Source organism: Pseudidiomarina sp., assembly GCF_033722695.1.
Classification (GTDB): Bacteria; Pseudomonadota; Gammaproteobacteria; order Enterobacterales; family Alteromonadaceae; genus Pseudidiomarina.
In genome coordinates this window covers 1-15,793 of sequence record NZ_JAWVYM010000037.1, presented here as the reverse complement: position 1 = coordinate 15,793, position 15,793 = coordinate 1, and the positions used below count along the sequence as shown (strand labels likewise).

The following is a 15,793-nucleotide window of genomic DNA, read 5'->3' as shown; positions in this document are numbered from 1 at the left end:
TTGCGCGCGGTGCCGTAACAGATGATCCATCACCACCAACGCCGCCATCGCTTCGGCAACCGGAACCCCGCGGATACCTACGCAGGGATCGTGCCGGCCACGGGTTACGATTTCCGCCGGTTCACCGCTGGTATTAATGGTTTTGCCGGGCTGGGTAATGCTGGAGGTCGGTTTAAATGCCAGTTCCGCGACCAGTGGCTGGCCCGTGCTGATTCCGCCCAGCACACCGCCAGCATGGTTGCTGCTGAAACCATCGGGCGTCAGGGCATCGCGGTGCTCACTACCGAGCTGGCCGGCCACGGCAAAACCGTCTCCGACGGACACGGCTTTTACCGCGTTAATGCTCATTAACGCTTTGGCCAAATCCGCTTCCAGGCGATCAAATACCGGTTCGCCCAAACCTACAGGTACGCCGTGAACCTCCAGCCGAACCCGTGCGCCCACTGAGTCACCTGCTTTAATCAGATCACGCAGATACTGGTCACAGTTTTCTGCCATCGCCGGATCAGGACAGAAGAATAAATTATTATCAACTTCCCCCCAGTTAAAATCCGGCGCGTCAGGTGCGGTAGAATGGGGGCCAATCTGAACCACACCAGCACGAAAACGAATGCCTGCGGTGGCTTCTAAGTACATCTGCGCAATAGCGCCAGCGGCAACCCGCAGCGCAGTTTCGCGGGCTGAAGCACGTCCGCCCCCGCGGTAATCGCGAATGCCATATTTGTGCGCGTAGGTGTAGTCAGCGTGGCCGGGCCGGAACAGATCTTTGATGCCCGAATAGTCCTGACTGCGCTGGTCGGTATTTTCAATCAACAGGCCGATTGGGGTGCCCGTGGTCACGCCTTCGAATACGCCGGACAGAATACGCACCTGATCAGCTTCACGTCGCGCAGTAGTGAAGCGGCTCTGGCCGGGTCGGCGACGATCCAGGTGGTGCTGGATATCTGCCTCTGACAAGGGCAATCCCGGCGGGCAGCCATCAACGATAGCCCCCAGAGCCGGCCCGTGGCTTTCGCCAAAGCTGGTTACCCGGAACAATTCACCAAAACTATTACCGGCCATGCCCTACTCCTTAAAATTCGTGCTGAAAACGCACCAGATCTTCTTTGCTCAGCATAAATACCCCTTCACCACCGTGTTCAAACTCAATCCAGGTAAAGGGAACATGCGGGTATTCGGCAATTAACGCCAGCATTGAATTACCCACTTCGCAAATCAGTATGCCATCGTCCGTCAGATGCTCCGGCGCTTCACGCATAATAGTGCGCACCAGATCCAGGCCATCGGTACCGGCCGCTAAACCAAGTTCCGGCTCATGCGAGAATTCGGCAGGTAAATCTGCCATATCTTCGGCGTCGACATAAGGCGGATTGGTTACAATTAAATCATAACGCTGACCCGGAATAGCCTGATATAAATCCGATTCTATCGGGATAACGCGCTCTTCCATCTGGTGATAGGCAATATTCTCCTCAGCCACACTCAGCGCGTCGACCGAGAGATCAAGCGCATCAACTTCTGCCTCAGGAAATGCATAGGCACAGGCGATTGCGATACATCCACTGCCGGTACACAAATCCAGAATGCGGGTGGGAGCTTGTTTGAGCCAGGGAGTAAACCGGCGCGCAATCAGTTCCGCGATGGGCGAACGGGGCACCAGCACGCGCTCATCGACCAGGAACGGCAAGCCGGCAAACCAGGCCTGGCCGACCAGATAGGCCGCCGGAATCCGTTGCTCGATGCGCTGCTCCAGCAATTCTGCAAAAGCGGTGCGCTCGTCCTGGGTTAAGCGCGCGTCAGCAAACTGCTCTAACTGACTGAAATTAAGATGCAGCACCGCTGCCAGCAATACCTGTGCTTCGCTGTAACTATTGTCGGTACCGTGTCCGAAATAGATATCGGCTGCCTGCATCTGCGTTACTGCCCAACGCAGCATATCGCGAATACTGACCAGTTGTTCACTAGCCGGAATTAAAGATGATGTCACTTGCTATCTCCAGTCAGTTCTCTCCAGTCAGGCTCGGTGCCTGCCATACGTTGAAAGCGTCCGCGCGCATTAACGCAGTCGAATGTCATTTCGGCGATGCCAGCGGTCTGAAACAGCACCGGCTGGCTGGCCGGATCCAGTTCCGCCACCAGATAACTGACAAAGGGCATGTGCGAAACCACCGCAACCCGCTGAATCGACTCCCCTTGCTGGGGAAGCTGCGTACACAACCAATCAGCAAAAACCGCCGGATTGCCGTCGGGGGTTACATCGTTATTCTGCAGTTGCCGGTCGACATTGATCTTGCTCTCGACAATGGCGGCGGTTTGCCGCGCCCGCACATAAGGGCTGCAGATCAGTAAGTCAAGGCCCGGGGCATCCGCGGCGCTGAGTTCCTGGGCCAGCCATTCGGTGCTGCGTACAACTTCCGCTTCACCTTCATCACTGAGAGGCCGGATAGCATCCGCACTCAGGGCTTGTGCCGGCTCCGCATCGCCGTGACGCATAATATAAAGAATAATAGTCACTCGTTTACTCATCTTCCGGCTGTTCAGCGGTTTTATCCCGGCGCCGGCGTCCGCCGGTGACCGGATCGGCACGGCCATCATCAACAGCGCGCTCAGCACGCCGCCGCCGACTGGCCTTGGGATCGGCAATCAACGGCCGGTAAATTTCAATACGGTCACCTTCGCGCGGCTCATGCTCAAGCTTCACCGTTTTGCTCCAGATTCCGACTTTCTGGTTGGCTAAATCAATTTCCGGAAAATAGCGACTGATCTCTGACAGCGAGATGCATTCAGAAACCGGCGTGCCGGCAGTAACCCGCAGAGGAATAATAAGCTGGCGATGCGGGGTCGCGTAAGCCACCTCAATCTGAATTTTATCATTGGCCATTATCAGGCTATTCCGTAAACTATTTTGGCACGACTAACAAAGGCATCTACCATCCGGCCCTGCATTTCATTAAAAATGCGGCCGAAGGCCATTCCCAGCAGGCGATTGGAAAACTCAAAATCTAAGCGCAGGATGATTTTGCAAGACTCTTCGTCCAGCCGTTCAAAATGCCAGCCACCACGCAAATAGCGAAACGGCCCGTCTACCAGTTCCATCCCGATATGATTAGGCGGTTGCAGGAAATTCCGGGTGGTAAACGACTTACCAATACCGGCTTTACTGACTTCCAGACGCGCGACCTTGCTGGTCGGAGTCGACTCCAGCACCTCGGCATGCCGGCAGCCCGGGACAAACTCAGGATATTTTTCTATATCATTAACCAGCGCATACATCTGCGCGTCACTGTAAGGTACCAGAGCGCTTCGCTCAATTGTCGGCATGTCCGTCCTCGCCATCCGGTTGCATATAAAACCTCCGAATGATAGCGCAATTTCTGCGATGAATCATCCTTCTGCAACGGTTTAGGGAGCTGTTTAAAGAAGCGCAGAAACAAATTTTATTTTAATGCGGCATCGGTATAATACGCGCCATGACAAAATCAAAATCTAAAGCAAATTCCGGCACCATCGCGCTGAACAAAAAAGCGCGCCATGAGTATTTCCTCGAGGACAAATTTGAGGCCGGCATCGCCCTGCAAGGCTGGGAAGTTAAAAGTATCCGCGCTGGTAAAGTGAATATCAGCGATACCTACGTGATCATTCGTAATGGTGAAGCCTATCTGCTGGGTGCGCAGATTCAGCCGTTGCTGGCGGCCTCCTCCCATGTGGTGTGTGACCCCGAGCGCAGCCGTAAACTGTTACTGAAGCAACGCGAGCTCGATAAACTCATCGGTGCCAGTGAACGTGAAGGTTACTCTATAGTCGCCACCGCAATGTACTGGAAGCGCCATCTGGTGAAACTGGAAATTTACCTGGCAAAAGGTAAAAAGTCCCACGACAAGCGCGACACCGTCAAACAGCGCGACTGGGAACGCCAGAAATCACGAATTTTAAAGCACGATGTCCGTTGACAGCCAAAAGAATTGGCGCTAACTTAGCGCTATTGAATTAGACAACTTAACTGGAATCTAGTGGTGATGACTATTTTAGCAGCGCACAAAGCCTTGAACTGGTGGTGGCATATCCCGACCTAGCGGGTGATGCTTCTGTGCGTGCTTGTCACGTTTTGGATTCAGAAAAACCCGCTTCCGAGCGGGTTTTTTTATTGGTTTTTTCAGGCTATTTGAATTTTATACAAGAGTGGGAACAACGTGGACATTATTGAACATCCCGGTTACATCACCAGCTTACAGATAACCTTACCGTATCAGTCGGATCCACTCGCGCTGTACCGGCGCCTGTGCCAACACCATGCACATAATCTGCTGCTGGACTCGGCGGAAATTAACTCGCGTGAAAACCTGAAAAGTCTGTTGATGGTCGATGCCGCCTTACAAATTGTCTGTAACGATCAGACCGTTGACATTACCGCCCTGACCAACAACGGCGAGCAATTACTGCCATGGCTGGCCGAACAACTCGCTGCGCATGCTGAGCTGACCCGGGAGGTTAACAAGCTGACCTGTGTTTTCGAGCGCCCCGATACCGATGCCGATGAAGACAGCCGGCTGCGGGCAACCAGTAATATTGAGCCGCTACGCATCATTCAACAGCAATTGCAGCAAACTCAGCCACACCCCCTGGGAATTTTTCTGGGTGGGGTATTTGGCTACGATTACATCGCCTCATTCGAACAGTTGCCAGACGTAGCCGAAGGGGTGAATTGCTGCCCGGACTACCATTTTTACCTGGCCGAAACCCTGATTATTATCGATCACCAGCAGCAGACTACGGAGTTACTTGCGAATTTATTCAGCGGTCCCGATAGCGCTGATTTTTACCCTTACATTGCTGACCAGGTGGGCCGGATTGTTGCCCAGTGTCAGTTGCCATGCCGGCTGGAGCCTGCCTCCGCGCCCTCCGCTGAGTTTGACACCGAAGTCACAGCCACGCCCACTGCGTCCGACTTTGCGACTATAGTGACCGAGCTGCAGCAGCATATTCTCGCCGGTGATATTTTTCAGGTGGTGCCGTCACGACGCTTTGAGCTGAACTGCAACGACGCGCTGGCCGCTTACCAGCGACTAAAAGTTGCCAACCCCTCGCCTTACATGTTTTTCATGCGCACTGATTCTTTCGAGTTGTTTGGTGCCTCACCTGAGTCAGCACTGAAGTACACGGCCGCGACCAATCAGGTTGAGCTCTACCCTATCGCTGGCACCCGGCCGCGCGGCAAAGACGCTGACGGCAACTATCATCCCGACCTCGATAGCCGGCTGGAGCTGGAACTGCGGCTTGATCAGAAAGAACTGGCTGAACATATGATGCTGGTGGATCTGGCGCGTAACGATTTGTCGCGCATCGCCCGGGCGGGAACCCGCTATGTGGCCGACCTGTTACAGGTGGACCGCTATTCCCATGTTATGCATCTGGTATCGCGGGTGGTTGCGCAACTGGCCGACGATCTGGATGCGCTGCATGCCTACCGCGCCTGTATGAATATGGGTACCTTAGTGGGCGCGCCGAAAGTCAGTGCCGCCACTTTAATCCGCCAGGTTGAACAGCAGCGCCGCGGCAGCTACGGCGGCGCCGTCGGCTATTTATCAGGTAATGGCGATATGGACAGTTGCATTGTCATCCGCTCGGCCTTTGTCCGCAATGGCCGCGCCGTGGTGCAGGCCGGTGCCGGGGTGGTCCATGACTCCATACCAGCAGCCGAAGTGGCCGAAACCGAAAGCAAGGCACGGGCTGTTATTAAAGCCATACAAGATGCGCAGCGAAGCACGGAGGCCGCGTCATGAATCATCCTGATCGTATTGTGCTGCTGGATAATTTTGATTCCTTTACTTACAACCTGGTCGATGAACTACGGCAGCTTGGCTATCCGTTAGTGGTTTATCGCAACCATATTGCGCCAGCTAAGCTACTGCAGCTGATGGCGGATTATCAGGGCCGGCAGTTGCTTTGCCTGTCGCCCGGCCCCGGCCACCCGGCCAGTTCCGGTAATTTGCTGGAGGTTATCGAAGGCGCCCGCGGTCGCTACCCCATGCTCGGTATTTGCCTTGGCTTTCAGGCGCTGATTCAGGCCAGCGGTGGCCGCGTGGATCGCTGTGGTGAAACCATCCACGGTAAAAAAGCACAGGTTAATCATACCAGCCATCCTATTTTTAGCGGCTTGCCCAACCCGCTGACCGTAGCCCGTTATCATTCGCTGTCAGGTTTTGACCTGCCGGCGGCTGTTGAGGTGATCGCCAGCTACGGCGATATCCCTATGGCTGCCGCTTTCAGTGATTACCAGGCACTGGGCTTTCAGTTTCACCCTGAATCCATTCTGACCAGCCATGGCAGCCAGCTGCTGGCACAAAGCGTCAGCTATCTATTTTCTCAGGAGCAGTAGTCATGCAAGTTATCAAAGAGTTACTTAACGGCAACGCATTAACCATGCCCGACAGTCAGCGCCTGTTTGAGCGCCTGGTGAAAGGCGAGCTGAACGAGATCCAGATCACCGCCGCCCTAATCGCGATGAAAATGCGTGGCGAGCAACCAGCGGAAATGGCCGGTGCGGCCCAGGCCCTGCGCCGTGCGGCAAAACCCTTTCAGCGCCCGCAGCGGCTGGTAGTAGACAGCTGTGGCACCGGCGGCGACAGCAGTAACACCATTAATATTTCGACCACCGCAGCGCTGGTCGCCGCCAGTATGGGCCTGACTGTGGCCAAGCATGGTAATCGCAGCGTATCATCACGCTCAGGATCAGCCGATGTACTCGAAAGCCTCGGCCTGTCTGTTACGCAAGACCCGGACGTGGCCGCTGAGCAACTGGATCTTTATAATTTCTGCTTTTTGTTCGCACCGCATTATCACCCGGGTATTCGCTATGCCATGCCGGTACGCCAGACCCTGAAAACCCGCACCCTGTTCAACCTGCTCGGTCCGCTGGTGAATCCGGCCCAGCCTGATGTGCAACAGTTAGGCGTATATGACGCCAGTTGGTGCCGGCCGATGGCCGAAACCCTGCATTTGCTGGGCTGTCAGCGCGCCATGGTGGTCCATGGGAGCGGCATTGATGAAATTGCCTTACACGGCAGCACCCAGGTGGTTGAATTACGTGACGGTGAATTAACAGAATATCAGTTAACGCCGGCCGATTTTGGGGTACCATCAGCTCCTGTCAGTGAACTGGCCGGTGGTGACGCCGATCGCAATGCCACCTTGCTCGAACAAGCGCTCGCAGGTACCGCCAGCGACGCGCACCAGCATGCTATCGCTATCAGTGTGGCGGGCTTACTTTATCTGGCCGGCGAATACCAGCAGCTTGATAAAGCCACCCATGCGGTACTGGAACATTTGAGTAGCGGCAAGGCATTGGATCATTTACGGCAGTTACAGGAGTTCAACCATGGCTGAGACCATACTTCAGCAAATCGTCACCCATCGACGCCAGGCCATACAGCAGCTGGCAAGCCGCTACGATGCTGACGAACTGCGGTCACGGCTGGCTCCCAGTCAGCGCAGTCTGGCTGATGCACTGGCGAAGCCGCGCAGTAGCTTTATTCTGGAATGCAAAAAAGCCTCACCATCGAAAGGACTCATCCGGGGAGATTTTCATCCGGTCACTATGGCACGCAGCTATGCCCGCTACGCCGACGCTATTTCTGTACTGACCGAGCCGGACTATTTTCAGGGTGATTTCCGTTACCTGGCAGCAGTCAGCGCCGCCGTCGACATCCCGGTGCTCTGCAAAGATTTCATTGTTGAACCCTTACAGGTGTTGCTAACCCGTCACTTCGGTGCTGACGCGATTCTGCTGATGCTGTCGGTGCTTGACGATGATCAGTACCGGAGCCTGGCCGACCTTGCTGCTGAGTTCAATCTGGATGTGCTCACCGAAGTGTCCACCCCGGATGAAATGGAACGCGCGGAACGGTTGCAGGCTAAAATAATCGGTATCAATAATCGCAACTTGCATGATCTCAGCATCGATAATAACCGTAGTATTGAGTTAAGCGCACAGGCACCCGAAGGTACCCTGCTGGTCGCCGAATCCGGCTATACCAGCCACCGCCAGGTCCGCGCCAGCGCACCTTATGTTGATGGCTTTTTGATTGGTAGTGCATTATCAGCCCAGCCCAATATCGACCAGGCCTGCCGGGAACTGATTTACGGCCAGCACAAAGTATGTGGCCTGACTGACCCGGCCGATGCCATGGTGGTTCGTGCTGCCGGTGCTGCCTTTGGCGGCCTTATATTCGTCGAGCGCTCACCACGCTTTATTGACCTTGAAGCGGCCCGGCGTATTTGTCAGGCCGAGCCGGATCTCAGCTTTGTTGGCGTGTTTGCTGACCAGCCGGTACAACAGGTCATCGACTATTCCCATCAGCTGGGCCTTGCTGCGATACAATTACATGGCCACGAAGATATTGATTACGTGAATGAACTGCGTAAGTCATTGCCCGCCGGTTGCGTAATCTGGAAGGCCATCGGCGTTGATGAGCCGCTGTTGTTGCCCCCGCTCGAAGTCGAAGCCTTCTTACTCGACAACCGCTACGGCGGCAGCGGCCAGACCTTTGACTGGACCTTGCTGGCCAGCTTAACCGACCAGCAACGGAACCAATGCATACTTGCCGGCGGCCTGAGCGCCGATAACGCAGCAGCTGCGCTGGCCACCGGCATTAATCGCCTGGACTTTAATTCAGGTGTCGAGTACCAGCCGGGCGGCAAAGACGCCGGCTTAATTATCGAATTATTTCATCAGTTACGACAATACGGACGGAATACCCTATGACACAGTCACAGAATAAGCAGTACCCGGCCTATTTCGGCGAATTTGGCGGGCAATTTGTACCGGAAATTCTGCTACCAGCCCTCGACCAGCTCGAGCAGGCATTTATCGACGCCCAGCAGGATCCTGAATTTCAGAAAACCTTCGCGGATTTGCTGAAAAATTATCTGGGCCGGCCAACTCCGTTATCCTTATGCCAGAATCTGCCAATCGATTCGCCGCGCGGTACCAAAATCTACCTGAAGCGCGAAGATTTATTGCACGGTGGCGCACATAAAACCAACCAGGTGCTGGGGCAGGCACTACTAGCCAAACGTATGAGCAAGCGCCGCATTATTGCCGAAACCGGTGCCGGTCAACACGGTACCGCGACCGCCCTGGCCTGCGCACTGCTGGATCTCGACTGCACCATTTATATGGGGGCCAAGGACGTAGAACGCCAGCAGCCCAATGTGTTCCGGATGGAGCTGATGGGTGCCAAAGTGGTGCCTGTTGATACCGGCAGCGGGACCCTGAAAGATGCCGTAAACGAGGCATTGCGCGACTGGACTGCCAGTTACGATACCACCCACTACCTGCTCGGCACCGCCGCTGGCCCGCATCCGTTCCCAACCATAGTCCGTGAGTTTCACCGCATGATCGGCGCGGAAGCCAAAGCGCAGATCATTGAACGCGCTGGCCGCCTGCCTGATGAAGTCATTGCCTGTGTTGGGGGGGGGTCTAATGCCATCGGCATGTTTGCTGAATTTATTGATGAAACCGATGTGGCGCTGGTGGGGGTTGAACCTGCTGGTCACGGTCTGCATACCCACGAGCATGGTGCCACCCTGGCCGCTGGCAAACCCGGCATCCTGCACGGTTGTAAATCGTTTCTGATGCAAACCGACGAGGGCCAGATCGAAGAAAGCTACTCGGTCTCAGCGGGGCTTGATTACCCCGGCGTTGGACCTCAGCACGCCTACCTGAAGAGCATTGGCCGCGCCCGCTATGAATCGGTAACCGATGACGAAGCGCTGGACGCCTTTAAATTACTAGCCGAGAAAGAAGGTATTATTCCGGCGCTTGAATCCGCCCATGCCCTGGCCTATGCCTTACGTCGCGCTGCAGAGCCCGATGCGCCTGAAGTCCTGCTGGTTAATTTGTCGGGCCGCGGCGACAAAGACATCGACCACGTCCGGAAGATTTTTGCCGCACAAGCTAAAGCACAGTCTGACTCACAACAGCAGGAGAACCAGCCATGAGCCGTTATCAGAAGCTGTTTGCCCGCTTAGATGAGCGCGGACAAGGCGCCTTCGTGCCTTTTGTGACGCTGGGCGACCCGGATCCCGAAACCAGTCTGGCAATACTGCGGGCGCTGATCGCCGGCGGTGCCGATGCCCTGGAACTCGGGCTGCCGTTTTCTGATCCCGTCGCCGACGGGCCGACCATTCAGAAAGCCAGCCTGCGCGCGCTTGCCGCTGGTGTGCGGACCGCCGACTGTCTGAAGCTGGTGCGCACTATCCGCGATGAAAATCCGGAACTGCCCATCGGCCTGCTGGTTTATGCCAATCTGGTTTCCTGTCCCGATGTCGATACCTTTTATAAGCGCTGTGCCGATGCCGGCGTTGATTCAGTGCTGATCGCTGATGTCCCGCTACGCGAGAGTCTGTCGTACAGCGAAACTGCTCAGCGCCATGGCATTGAGCCCATATATATCGCGCCGCCGGATGCCAGCAACGACCGTCTGCAGCAGGTGGCTGAGCACAGTAAAGGTTATGTCTATTTGTTGAGTCGGGCGGGTGTGACCGGTGCCGAGCAGCAGATGGTAGCGCCGGCGAGCGCAATCATTAATACCTTGCGCGAAGCGGGCAGCGCACCGCCGTTGCTCGGGTTTGGCATTGCCACCCCGGACCATGTGCAGGCAGCGCTGGCGGCGGGAGCCGCCGGAGCCATCAGTGGTTCAGCGGTGGTTCGTATCATTGAGCAGCATCTCGGCGACGTGGATACCATGACAGCCGAACTGGAAAGCTTCGTGCGTGTTATGAAGAAGGCAACAAACAAGCCCTGAGTGCCTCTTCGACCTTTGGGTACTTGTACTCATAACCTGCTTGCTGGGTCCGCTCGGGTAACACCAGCTGCCCCTCAAGCAGCATCATAGAACGCTCGCCCAGCACCAGTTTCAGCACCCAGGCCGGTACCCGCATAAAATGCGACTTGCGCAGCACTTTCGCCACGCAGGCACTGAACTTTTTCTGTTTGACCGGGTTCGGCGCGGTGCCGTTGTAAATGCCGCGGCATTCTTCCTGTTCCAGTAAAAACTCGATAATGCCGGCGATGTCATCCAGATGAATCCAGGAAAAACCTTGCTCGCCGCTCCCTAACGGTCCACCCAGGCCGAGCAGGTACGGTGGCAGCATCTGCTGCAGCGCGCTATCCTTTTCCGCTACCACAATACCGGTACGCACCACACAAACCCGGGTCCGCTCAGACTGGGCGGCCAGAGCGAGGCGCTCCCATTCGGCGCAAAGATGGTGGGCAAAATCATCGGCCTCTACCACGGTATGCTCAGTTACGGGTTCATCATCCTGAGGCCCATAGTAGCCCACAGCGGAACCACTGATGAAGACCTGCGGCGGTTGGCTGGATGCGTTAATCCGTTCGGTCAGCTGGCGGGTTATGGTCCAGCGACTCTGTTCAATTTCCTGCTTTTGTTTCGTGGTCCAGCGTTTAGCGAAGATATCCTCGCCCTGCAGATTGATCACTGCGTAAAACTCACTGATGTCCTGAATTTCTTCCAGCCCCCGTACCGCATGCACCTTTTTCCCGAAGCGGCGAATGGCCTTTTTGGGGTTACGGGTGGTAATGGTGATTTGATAACGCTCCCATAATGCAGCGATCAGGGCACTGCCAATTAGGCCGGTTCCACCTGTTAACAGCAGCTTCATAGTTATCTCCTCAAGTAGGCTTTGTCGTTAAGCTAGTGTAGTCAGTGTCGCTGGTACAGGACAACTTTTTCTGGCACACTTTAATGACTTTCTGATCACGGAACGAACCATGCTGTTAATCCTTGAATATCTGCCTATAGCGCTATTTTTTATATTCTATTTAATCGGCGACATTTTTATCGCTACCGGTGTATTAATGATCGGTACCGTGCTGCAGATCCTGGGTTTGAAGTTTATGCGCGAGGTCATTACTCCGCGGCATTGGATCATTCTTGGCGTGGTGCTGGTGTTTGGCGCTATCACCTTACTGTTACGTGATGAATGGTTCATTAAGATCAAAGTCACCATTATTTACCTGGCAATAGCCCTGCTGTTACTGATTGGCCTGTGGTGGCGTAAGCAAAGCCCCTTGCAAAGTTTGCTCGGCCATGAGATCAAGCTGCCCGCCTTCGCCTGGCGCCGCTTGACCTATGCCTGGGTGATATTCACCCTGACCCTGGCTGTGGTGAATTTATACATCGCTGAGTATATGAGTCTTGATGTGTGGGTGAACTTTAAAGTGTTCGGTACCCTGGCGGCGACTATTGTGTTTACGGTACTTACCGGCGCCTATATGTTCCGTCATCACACCGATATTGAAAAAGATAGTGAGGAAATTGAGTAATGTGGTTCGCAATCTGGGGTGAAGATGTCCCCGACTCGTTGGCTGCCCGCAAAGCCACCCGCCCGGACCATCTTGCTCGCCTGCAACAGTTAAAAGCAGAAGGCCGGCTTTTAGTTGCTGGTCCCTGCCCCGCTATTGCCAGTGCAGATCCCGGTCCGGCCGGCTTTACCGGCTCACTGATTATCGCCGAATTCGCCACTCTGAGCGACGCGCAACAGTGGGCTGACGCCGACCCCTACATTGCCGCCGGCGTCTATCAACAGGTAACTGTTAAGCCGTTCATAAAAGCTTTGCCATGAGCCAGCAGTCAGTATCTGAGCAGAGCATAAGCGTTGCCGCAACGTCTGAGCGCCAGTTAGCGCTGACCCGTTTCTCACCGGATAATACCGCTGCAGCAGGCTCGCGAGAAGTAATCATAATGGCTCCTGCCATGGCCGTGCCGCAGACTTATTACCACAGGTTCTGTAACTGGCTCGCCAGTCAGGGTTTTGAGGTCTACAGTTTTGATTATTTTGGTATTGGCGCATCCCGCGACAAGCCGCTTCGGCAAGTAAATACCAACCTGACCGATTGGGCCTACCATGACTGTCCGGCAGTTATCGATTATGTGTACCGCCAGCATCCGCAGGCCCGGCGCACCTGGTTCGCCCACAGCGTCGGCGGTCAGCTGTTCGGCCTTATTCCGAATCACCACCATATTGATCACGTGATTACTGTGGCCTCGGGCACCGGCTTCTGGCGTGAAAATACCCGCCAGTTACGTCCCCGGGCATGGGTACTATGGCATTTGATCGTGCCTTGGCTGGTGCCGCTGTGCGGTTATTTCCCCGGTAACCGGCTTGGTATTATTGGCGATTTGCCCGGCCCCGCGATGCAGCAATGGCGCCGCTGGTGCCTTAATCCGGATTATCTGGTGGGCGTTGAAGGGCAGGAGGCTCGGGCGAAGTTTGCAGCAGTCTCGACCCCGATAACCTCGTTATCATTCAGTGATGACGAACTGCTTACCCAGCGCAATATCCATCATTTGCATGATTTCTACACCAGTGCGCCGCAACAGCGGATCCTGTTAAAACCCGTGGATTTTGATCTGGACCGCATTGGCCATTTCGGCGTTTTCAGCCGGGCCTGCGCGGAGGTATGGCCGCAAATGTTCGGGCCACACCTCCGATCCTGCGACTAGCCTAAGGTACGAATCAACTGGGCGGTATTGCGCCGCACCAGCCGGCCGCAGGCAAGCCGCCCCATAATACCAACCACCAGTGCTCCGGCCAACGGCCCGACCAGCCAGAATCGCCAGTGCAACGTGGCGCCCATTTCAAATACCTGGGTTTGCAGGATCAACAGGGCTAACTCCATCGCCAGGGTGGCGATCAACCCACTGATCGCCCCCAGGATCAGAAACTCATAGGTGACGCTGCGACTGAGCAGTTTGGCGGGCGCACCAAGGGTTCGCAGTATCACCAGTTCCTGCTGGCGTTCTTCCATCGAAGCCTGAACCTGCGCCAGTAATACCAGCACTCCGGCTATCAGCACCAGGATCAGTACGAAACCAATCGCCAGACTGACCTGACTGATCACTTCCCGAAGCTGTTCGGTCAGGGCATCGAGATCAATCAGACTCACCTGAGGAAACGGCTTAAACAGCTCATAGAGCTCGCTTTTGCGCTCAGGTTCAAGAGTGAAACTGGAGATATAGGTTGCCGGGAAGTCTTCCAGCGTGGCGGTATTAAAGATCATAAAGAAGTTTGGCTGGATACTGGCCCAGTTGACTTCACGAATGCTGGTTACCGGCACTTCGAACTCATTGCCGCCGATATTAAACTTCAGTACATCACCCAGTTCCAGGCGCATCCGTTCGGCTACGCCTTGCTCAATAGAAACCTGCGGCTGCGGATCATCGCCCCACCATTCTCCGGCAATAAGGATATTGTTCGGTGGTAACTCGTCACGCCAGGTCAGCGCCAGTTCGCGGCCGAAGCCCTCACGCACCTCATCAGATTTGGTGTCAGCCCCCCCCTCTTCTTCTTTGCTGACTTCGTCGACCACGGTCACGCTGTTGACAGCGGTCATGCGGCCTGGCACCACCGGATACATGTCGTTGGCTTCGATGTTGCGCTCAGCCAGGCGTTGTTCCAGGGCTTTGACGTCACTTTCTGCCACGTTAACCACAAAGTAGTTGGGGGCATCGTCGGGTAACTGGCGCTGCCAGTCTTCCAGTAATTCGCTGCGTAACGCCAGCACCAGCAGTAACAGCATGATAGCGGTCGAAAAGCTGAGCATTTGCACGCTGTTGGCCTGCGCCCGGCGTTGCAAGCCAGCCATTGCCAGCCGCCAGGCACTCCCGGCCTGCATACCAGCGCGGCGACTGGCACCGATAAATACCCGGCCAATAACCAGCAACAGTGCCGCTGCCAGCGCGCCACCGGCGAACAGTGCTGTGGATAGCAGCCATTGCTGGCTGTAAATCAGTAGCAGGACATAAATGGTGCCGCCACAGGCTACCCAATGTAACCAGCGCAAACCATTGGCGGCAGTCAGCTCCCGATTGAGCACCCGTAAAGGTGGAATTGCTACCAGCCGCAGCAAAGGGTACAGGGTAAACATCACGGCACTGATAAAGCCCGTCGCGCTAGCCAGCAGATACGGCTTGTAGCCAGCCTCCGGCAGACTGGCGCCGAGCTGTTCCGCCACCAGGTCGATCACCTGCGCCTGAATAAACCAACCCAGCAGCAAACCGATAGTGATACTGATAACGGTCAGCAATAACAGGTGCAGAATGAAAATACGTTGGATCTGGCGCTTGCCGGCACCCAGAGTCTTGAAAATCGCGACCACGTCATAATTGCGCTGGCAGTAACGTTGTGCCGCCACTGCCACTGCTGTGGCCGCCAGCACCACTCCCAGCAGACTGGCCAGCATCATAAAGCGCTCGGCCCGTTGTAAGCTCCGCGCCAGCGGGGTATCGCCATCGGCGATGCTGCGCCAGTTATGAGTGTCCTCGTTCAGTTGTGGCTGTAACCAGTTTTCATATTCGCTCAGCTGTTCTTCAGCGCCGGCAAACAGCACGTGGTAACGCACTCGAGAACCGGGCTGAATCAGACCTGTTCCCTCCAGATCAGAATAGCGGATAAGGACATTGGGGCTGTCGGTGAATACAGAAAAACCGACATCGGGCTCATAAGTGAGTACCCGGCTGACCCGAAACTGACTGTTACCGATATCAATGGTGTCCCCCACTGCCAGGCTCAGTTCCTCAAACAGCGCGGATGCCACCCAGGCTTCACCCGGCTCAGGCAGATCGTCAGTCACCTGGTCCTGAGCATAAGGCTCATCAGCGGTTTTCAGTGTGCCACGTAAGGGGTAGCCGCTGCTGACCGCTTTGATATCAACCAGCGCCAGCTCATCGGCAGCAAAGGCCATAGAATTGAACACCACCCGTCGGGCCGT

The 15,793-nt window shown here is 55.5% G+C and carries 17 protein-coding genes; 10 read left to right on the top strand and 7 right to left on the bottom strand.

Annotated features, from left to right (window positions below; genetic code table 11):
• The 5 genes from aroC to R3196_RS09970 all read right to left on the bottom strand — a co-directional run.
• The coding region (gene aroC / locus R3196_RS09990) for a chorismate synthase (RefSeq protein WP_318936628.1) at positions 1-1,062 on the bottom strand (1,062 nt) is incomplete at its 3' end.
• Positions 1,063-1,072: 10 nt separating this feature from the next.
• Positions 1,073-1,987: a 50S ribosomal protein L3 N(5)-glutamine methyltransferase gene (gene prmB, locus R3196_RS09985; RefSeq protein ID WP_318936627.1), complete on the bottom strand. Its 915-nt coding sequence runs from the start codon at positions 1,985-1,987 to the stop codon at positions 1,073-1,075.
• On the bottom strand, positions 1,984-2,526 hold the full coding sequence (sixA, locus tag R3196_RS09980; RefSeq protein ID WP_318936626.1) for a phosphohistidine phosphatase SixA: 543 nt from the start codon (positions 2,524-2,526) through the stop codon (positions 1,984-1,986). The genes prmB and sixA overlap by 4 nt, the downstream gene beginning before the upstream one ends.
• Positions 2,519-2,881 carry an RnfH family protein gene (locus R3196_RS09975; RefSeq protein WP_318936625.1) on the bottom strand — a complete coding sequence of 121 codons (363 nt, stop codon included), beginning with the start codon at positions 2,879-2,881 and terminating at the stop codon, positions 2,519-2,521. The genes sixA and R3196_RS09975 overlap by 8 nt, the downstream gene beginning before the upstream one ends.
• Positions 2,882-2,883: 2 nt before the next feature.
• The gene (locus tag R3196_RS09970; RefSeq protein WP_318936624.1) at positions 2,884-3,321 is read right to left on the bottom strand and encodes a type II toxin-antitoxin system RatA family toxin; all 438 of its coding nucleotides are present in this window, start codon (positions 3,319-3,321) and stop codon (positions 2,884-2,886) included.
• Positions 3,322-3,470: 149 nt separating this feature from the next.
• Here R3196_RS09970 and smpB point away from each other — a divergent pair, with 149 nt between their 5' ends.
• The 7 genes from smpB to trpA all read left to right on the top strand — a co-directional run bounded on the left by smpB (position 3,471) and on the right by trpA (position 10,805).
• Positions 3,471-3,950, top strand: coding sequence for an SsrA-binding protein SmpB (gene smpB / locus R3196_RS09965; protein WP_318936623.1), 480 nt, complete (start codon positions 3,471-3,473; stop codon positions 3,948-3,950).
• Positions 3,951-4,190: 240 nt separating this feature from the next.
• Entirely contained in the window at positions 4,191-5,780 is a 1,590-nt protein-coding gene (locus R3196_RS09960) for an anthranilate synthase component 1 (protein WP_318936622.1), read from the top strand.
• Positions 5,777-6,376, top strand: coding sequence for an aminodeoxychorismate/anthranilate synthase component II (locus tag R3196_RS09955; protein WP_318936621.1), 600 nt, complete (start codon positions 5,777-5,779; stop codon positions 6,374-6,376). The genes R3196_RS09960 and R3196_RS09955 overlap by 4 nt, the downstream gene beginning before the upstream one ends.
• Positions 6,377-6,378: 2 nt before the next feature.
• The gene (gene trpD, locus R3196_RS09950) at positions 6,379-7,383 is read left to right on the top strand and encodes an anthranilate phosphoribosyltransferase (RefSeq protein ID WP_318936620.1); all 1,005 of its coding nucleotides are present in this window, start codon (positions 6,379-6,381) and stop codon (positions 7,381-7,383) included.
• Complete coding sequence (trpCF, locus tag R3196_RS09945) at positions 7,376-8,761, top strand: bifunctional indole-3-glycerol-phosphate synthase TrpC/phosphoribosylanthranilate isomerase TrpF (RefSeq protein ID WP_318936619.1); 1,386 nt, start codon at positions 7,376-7,378, stop codon at positions 8,759-8,761. Before trpD ends, trpCF begins: the two co-directional genes overlap by 8 nt.
• Positions 8,758-9,999: a tryptophan synthase subunit beta gene (gene trpB, locus R3196_RS09940; RefSeq protein ID WP_318936618.1), complete on the top strand. Its 1,242-nt coding sequence runs from the start codon at positions 8,758-8,760 to the stop codon at positions 9,997-9,999. The genes trpCF and trpB overlap by 4 nt, the downstream gene beginning before the upstream one ends.
• Positions 9,996-10,805: a tryptophan synthase subunit alpha gene (gene trpA / locus R3196_RS09935; protein WP_318936617.1), complete on the top strand. Its 810-nt coding sequence runs from the start codon at positions 9,996-9,998 to the stop codon at positions 10,803-10,805. Before trpB ends, trpA begins: the two co-directional genes overlap by 4 nt.
• Here trpA and R3196_RS09930 read toward each other — a convergent pair.
• On the bottom strand, positions 10,777-11,682 hold the full coding sequence (locus tag R3196_RS09930) for a TIGR01777 family oxidoreductase (protein ID WP_318936616.1): 906 nt from the start codon (positions 11,680-11,682) through the stop codon (positions 10,777-10,779). The genes trpA and R3196_RS09930 overlap by 29 nt on opposite strands.
• A 109-nt stretch (positions 11,683-11,791) precedes the next feature.
• Here R3196_RS09930 and R3196_RS09925 point away from each other — a divergent pair, with 109 nt between their 5' ends.
• From R3196_RS09925 to R3196_RS09915, 3 genes are read left to right on the top strand one after another with little or no spacing between them, the layout of a single operon-like run.
• A complete protein-coding gene (locus tag R3196_RS09925) occupies positions 11,792-12,346 on the top strand; it encodes an inner membrane-spanning protein YciB (RefSeq protein ID WP_318936615.1) in 555 nt (184 codons plus the stop codon).
• A complete protein-coding gene (locus tag R3196_RS09920; RefSeq protein ID WP_318936614.1) occupies positions 12,346-12,645 on the top strand; it encodes a YciI family protein in 300 nt (99 codons plus the stop codon). The genes R3196_RS09925 and R3196_RS09920 overlap by 1 nt, the downstream gene beginning before the upstream one ends.
• The gene (locus tag R3196_RS09915; protein WP_318936613.1) at positions 12,642-13,526 is read left to right on the top strand and encodes a serine aminopeptidase domain-containing protein; all 885 of its coding nucleotides are present in this window, start codon (positions 12,642-12,644) and stop codon (positions 13,524-13,526) included. The genes R3196_RS09920 and R3196_RS09915 overlap by 4 nt, the downstream gene beginning before the upstream one ends.
• Here R3196_RS09915 and R3196_RS09910 read toward each other — a convergent pair.
• On the bottom strand, positions 13,523-15,793 hold a 2,271-nt coding region (locus tag R3196_RS09910), incomplete at its 5' end, for an ABC transporter permease (protein WP_318936612.1). The two genes, R3196_RS09915 and R3196_RS09910, sit on opposite strands and share 4 nt — an antisense overlap.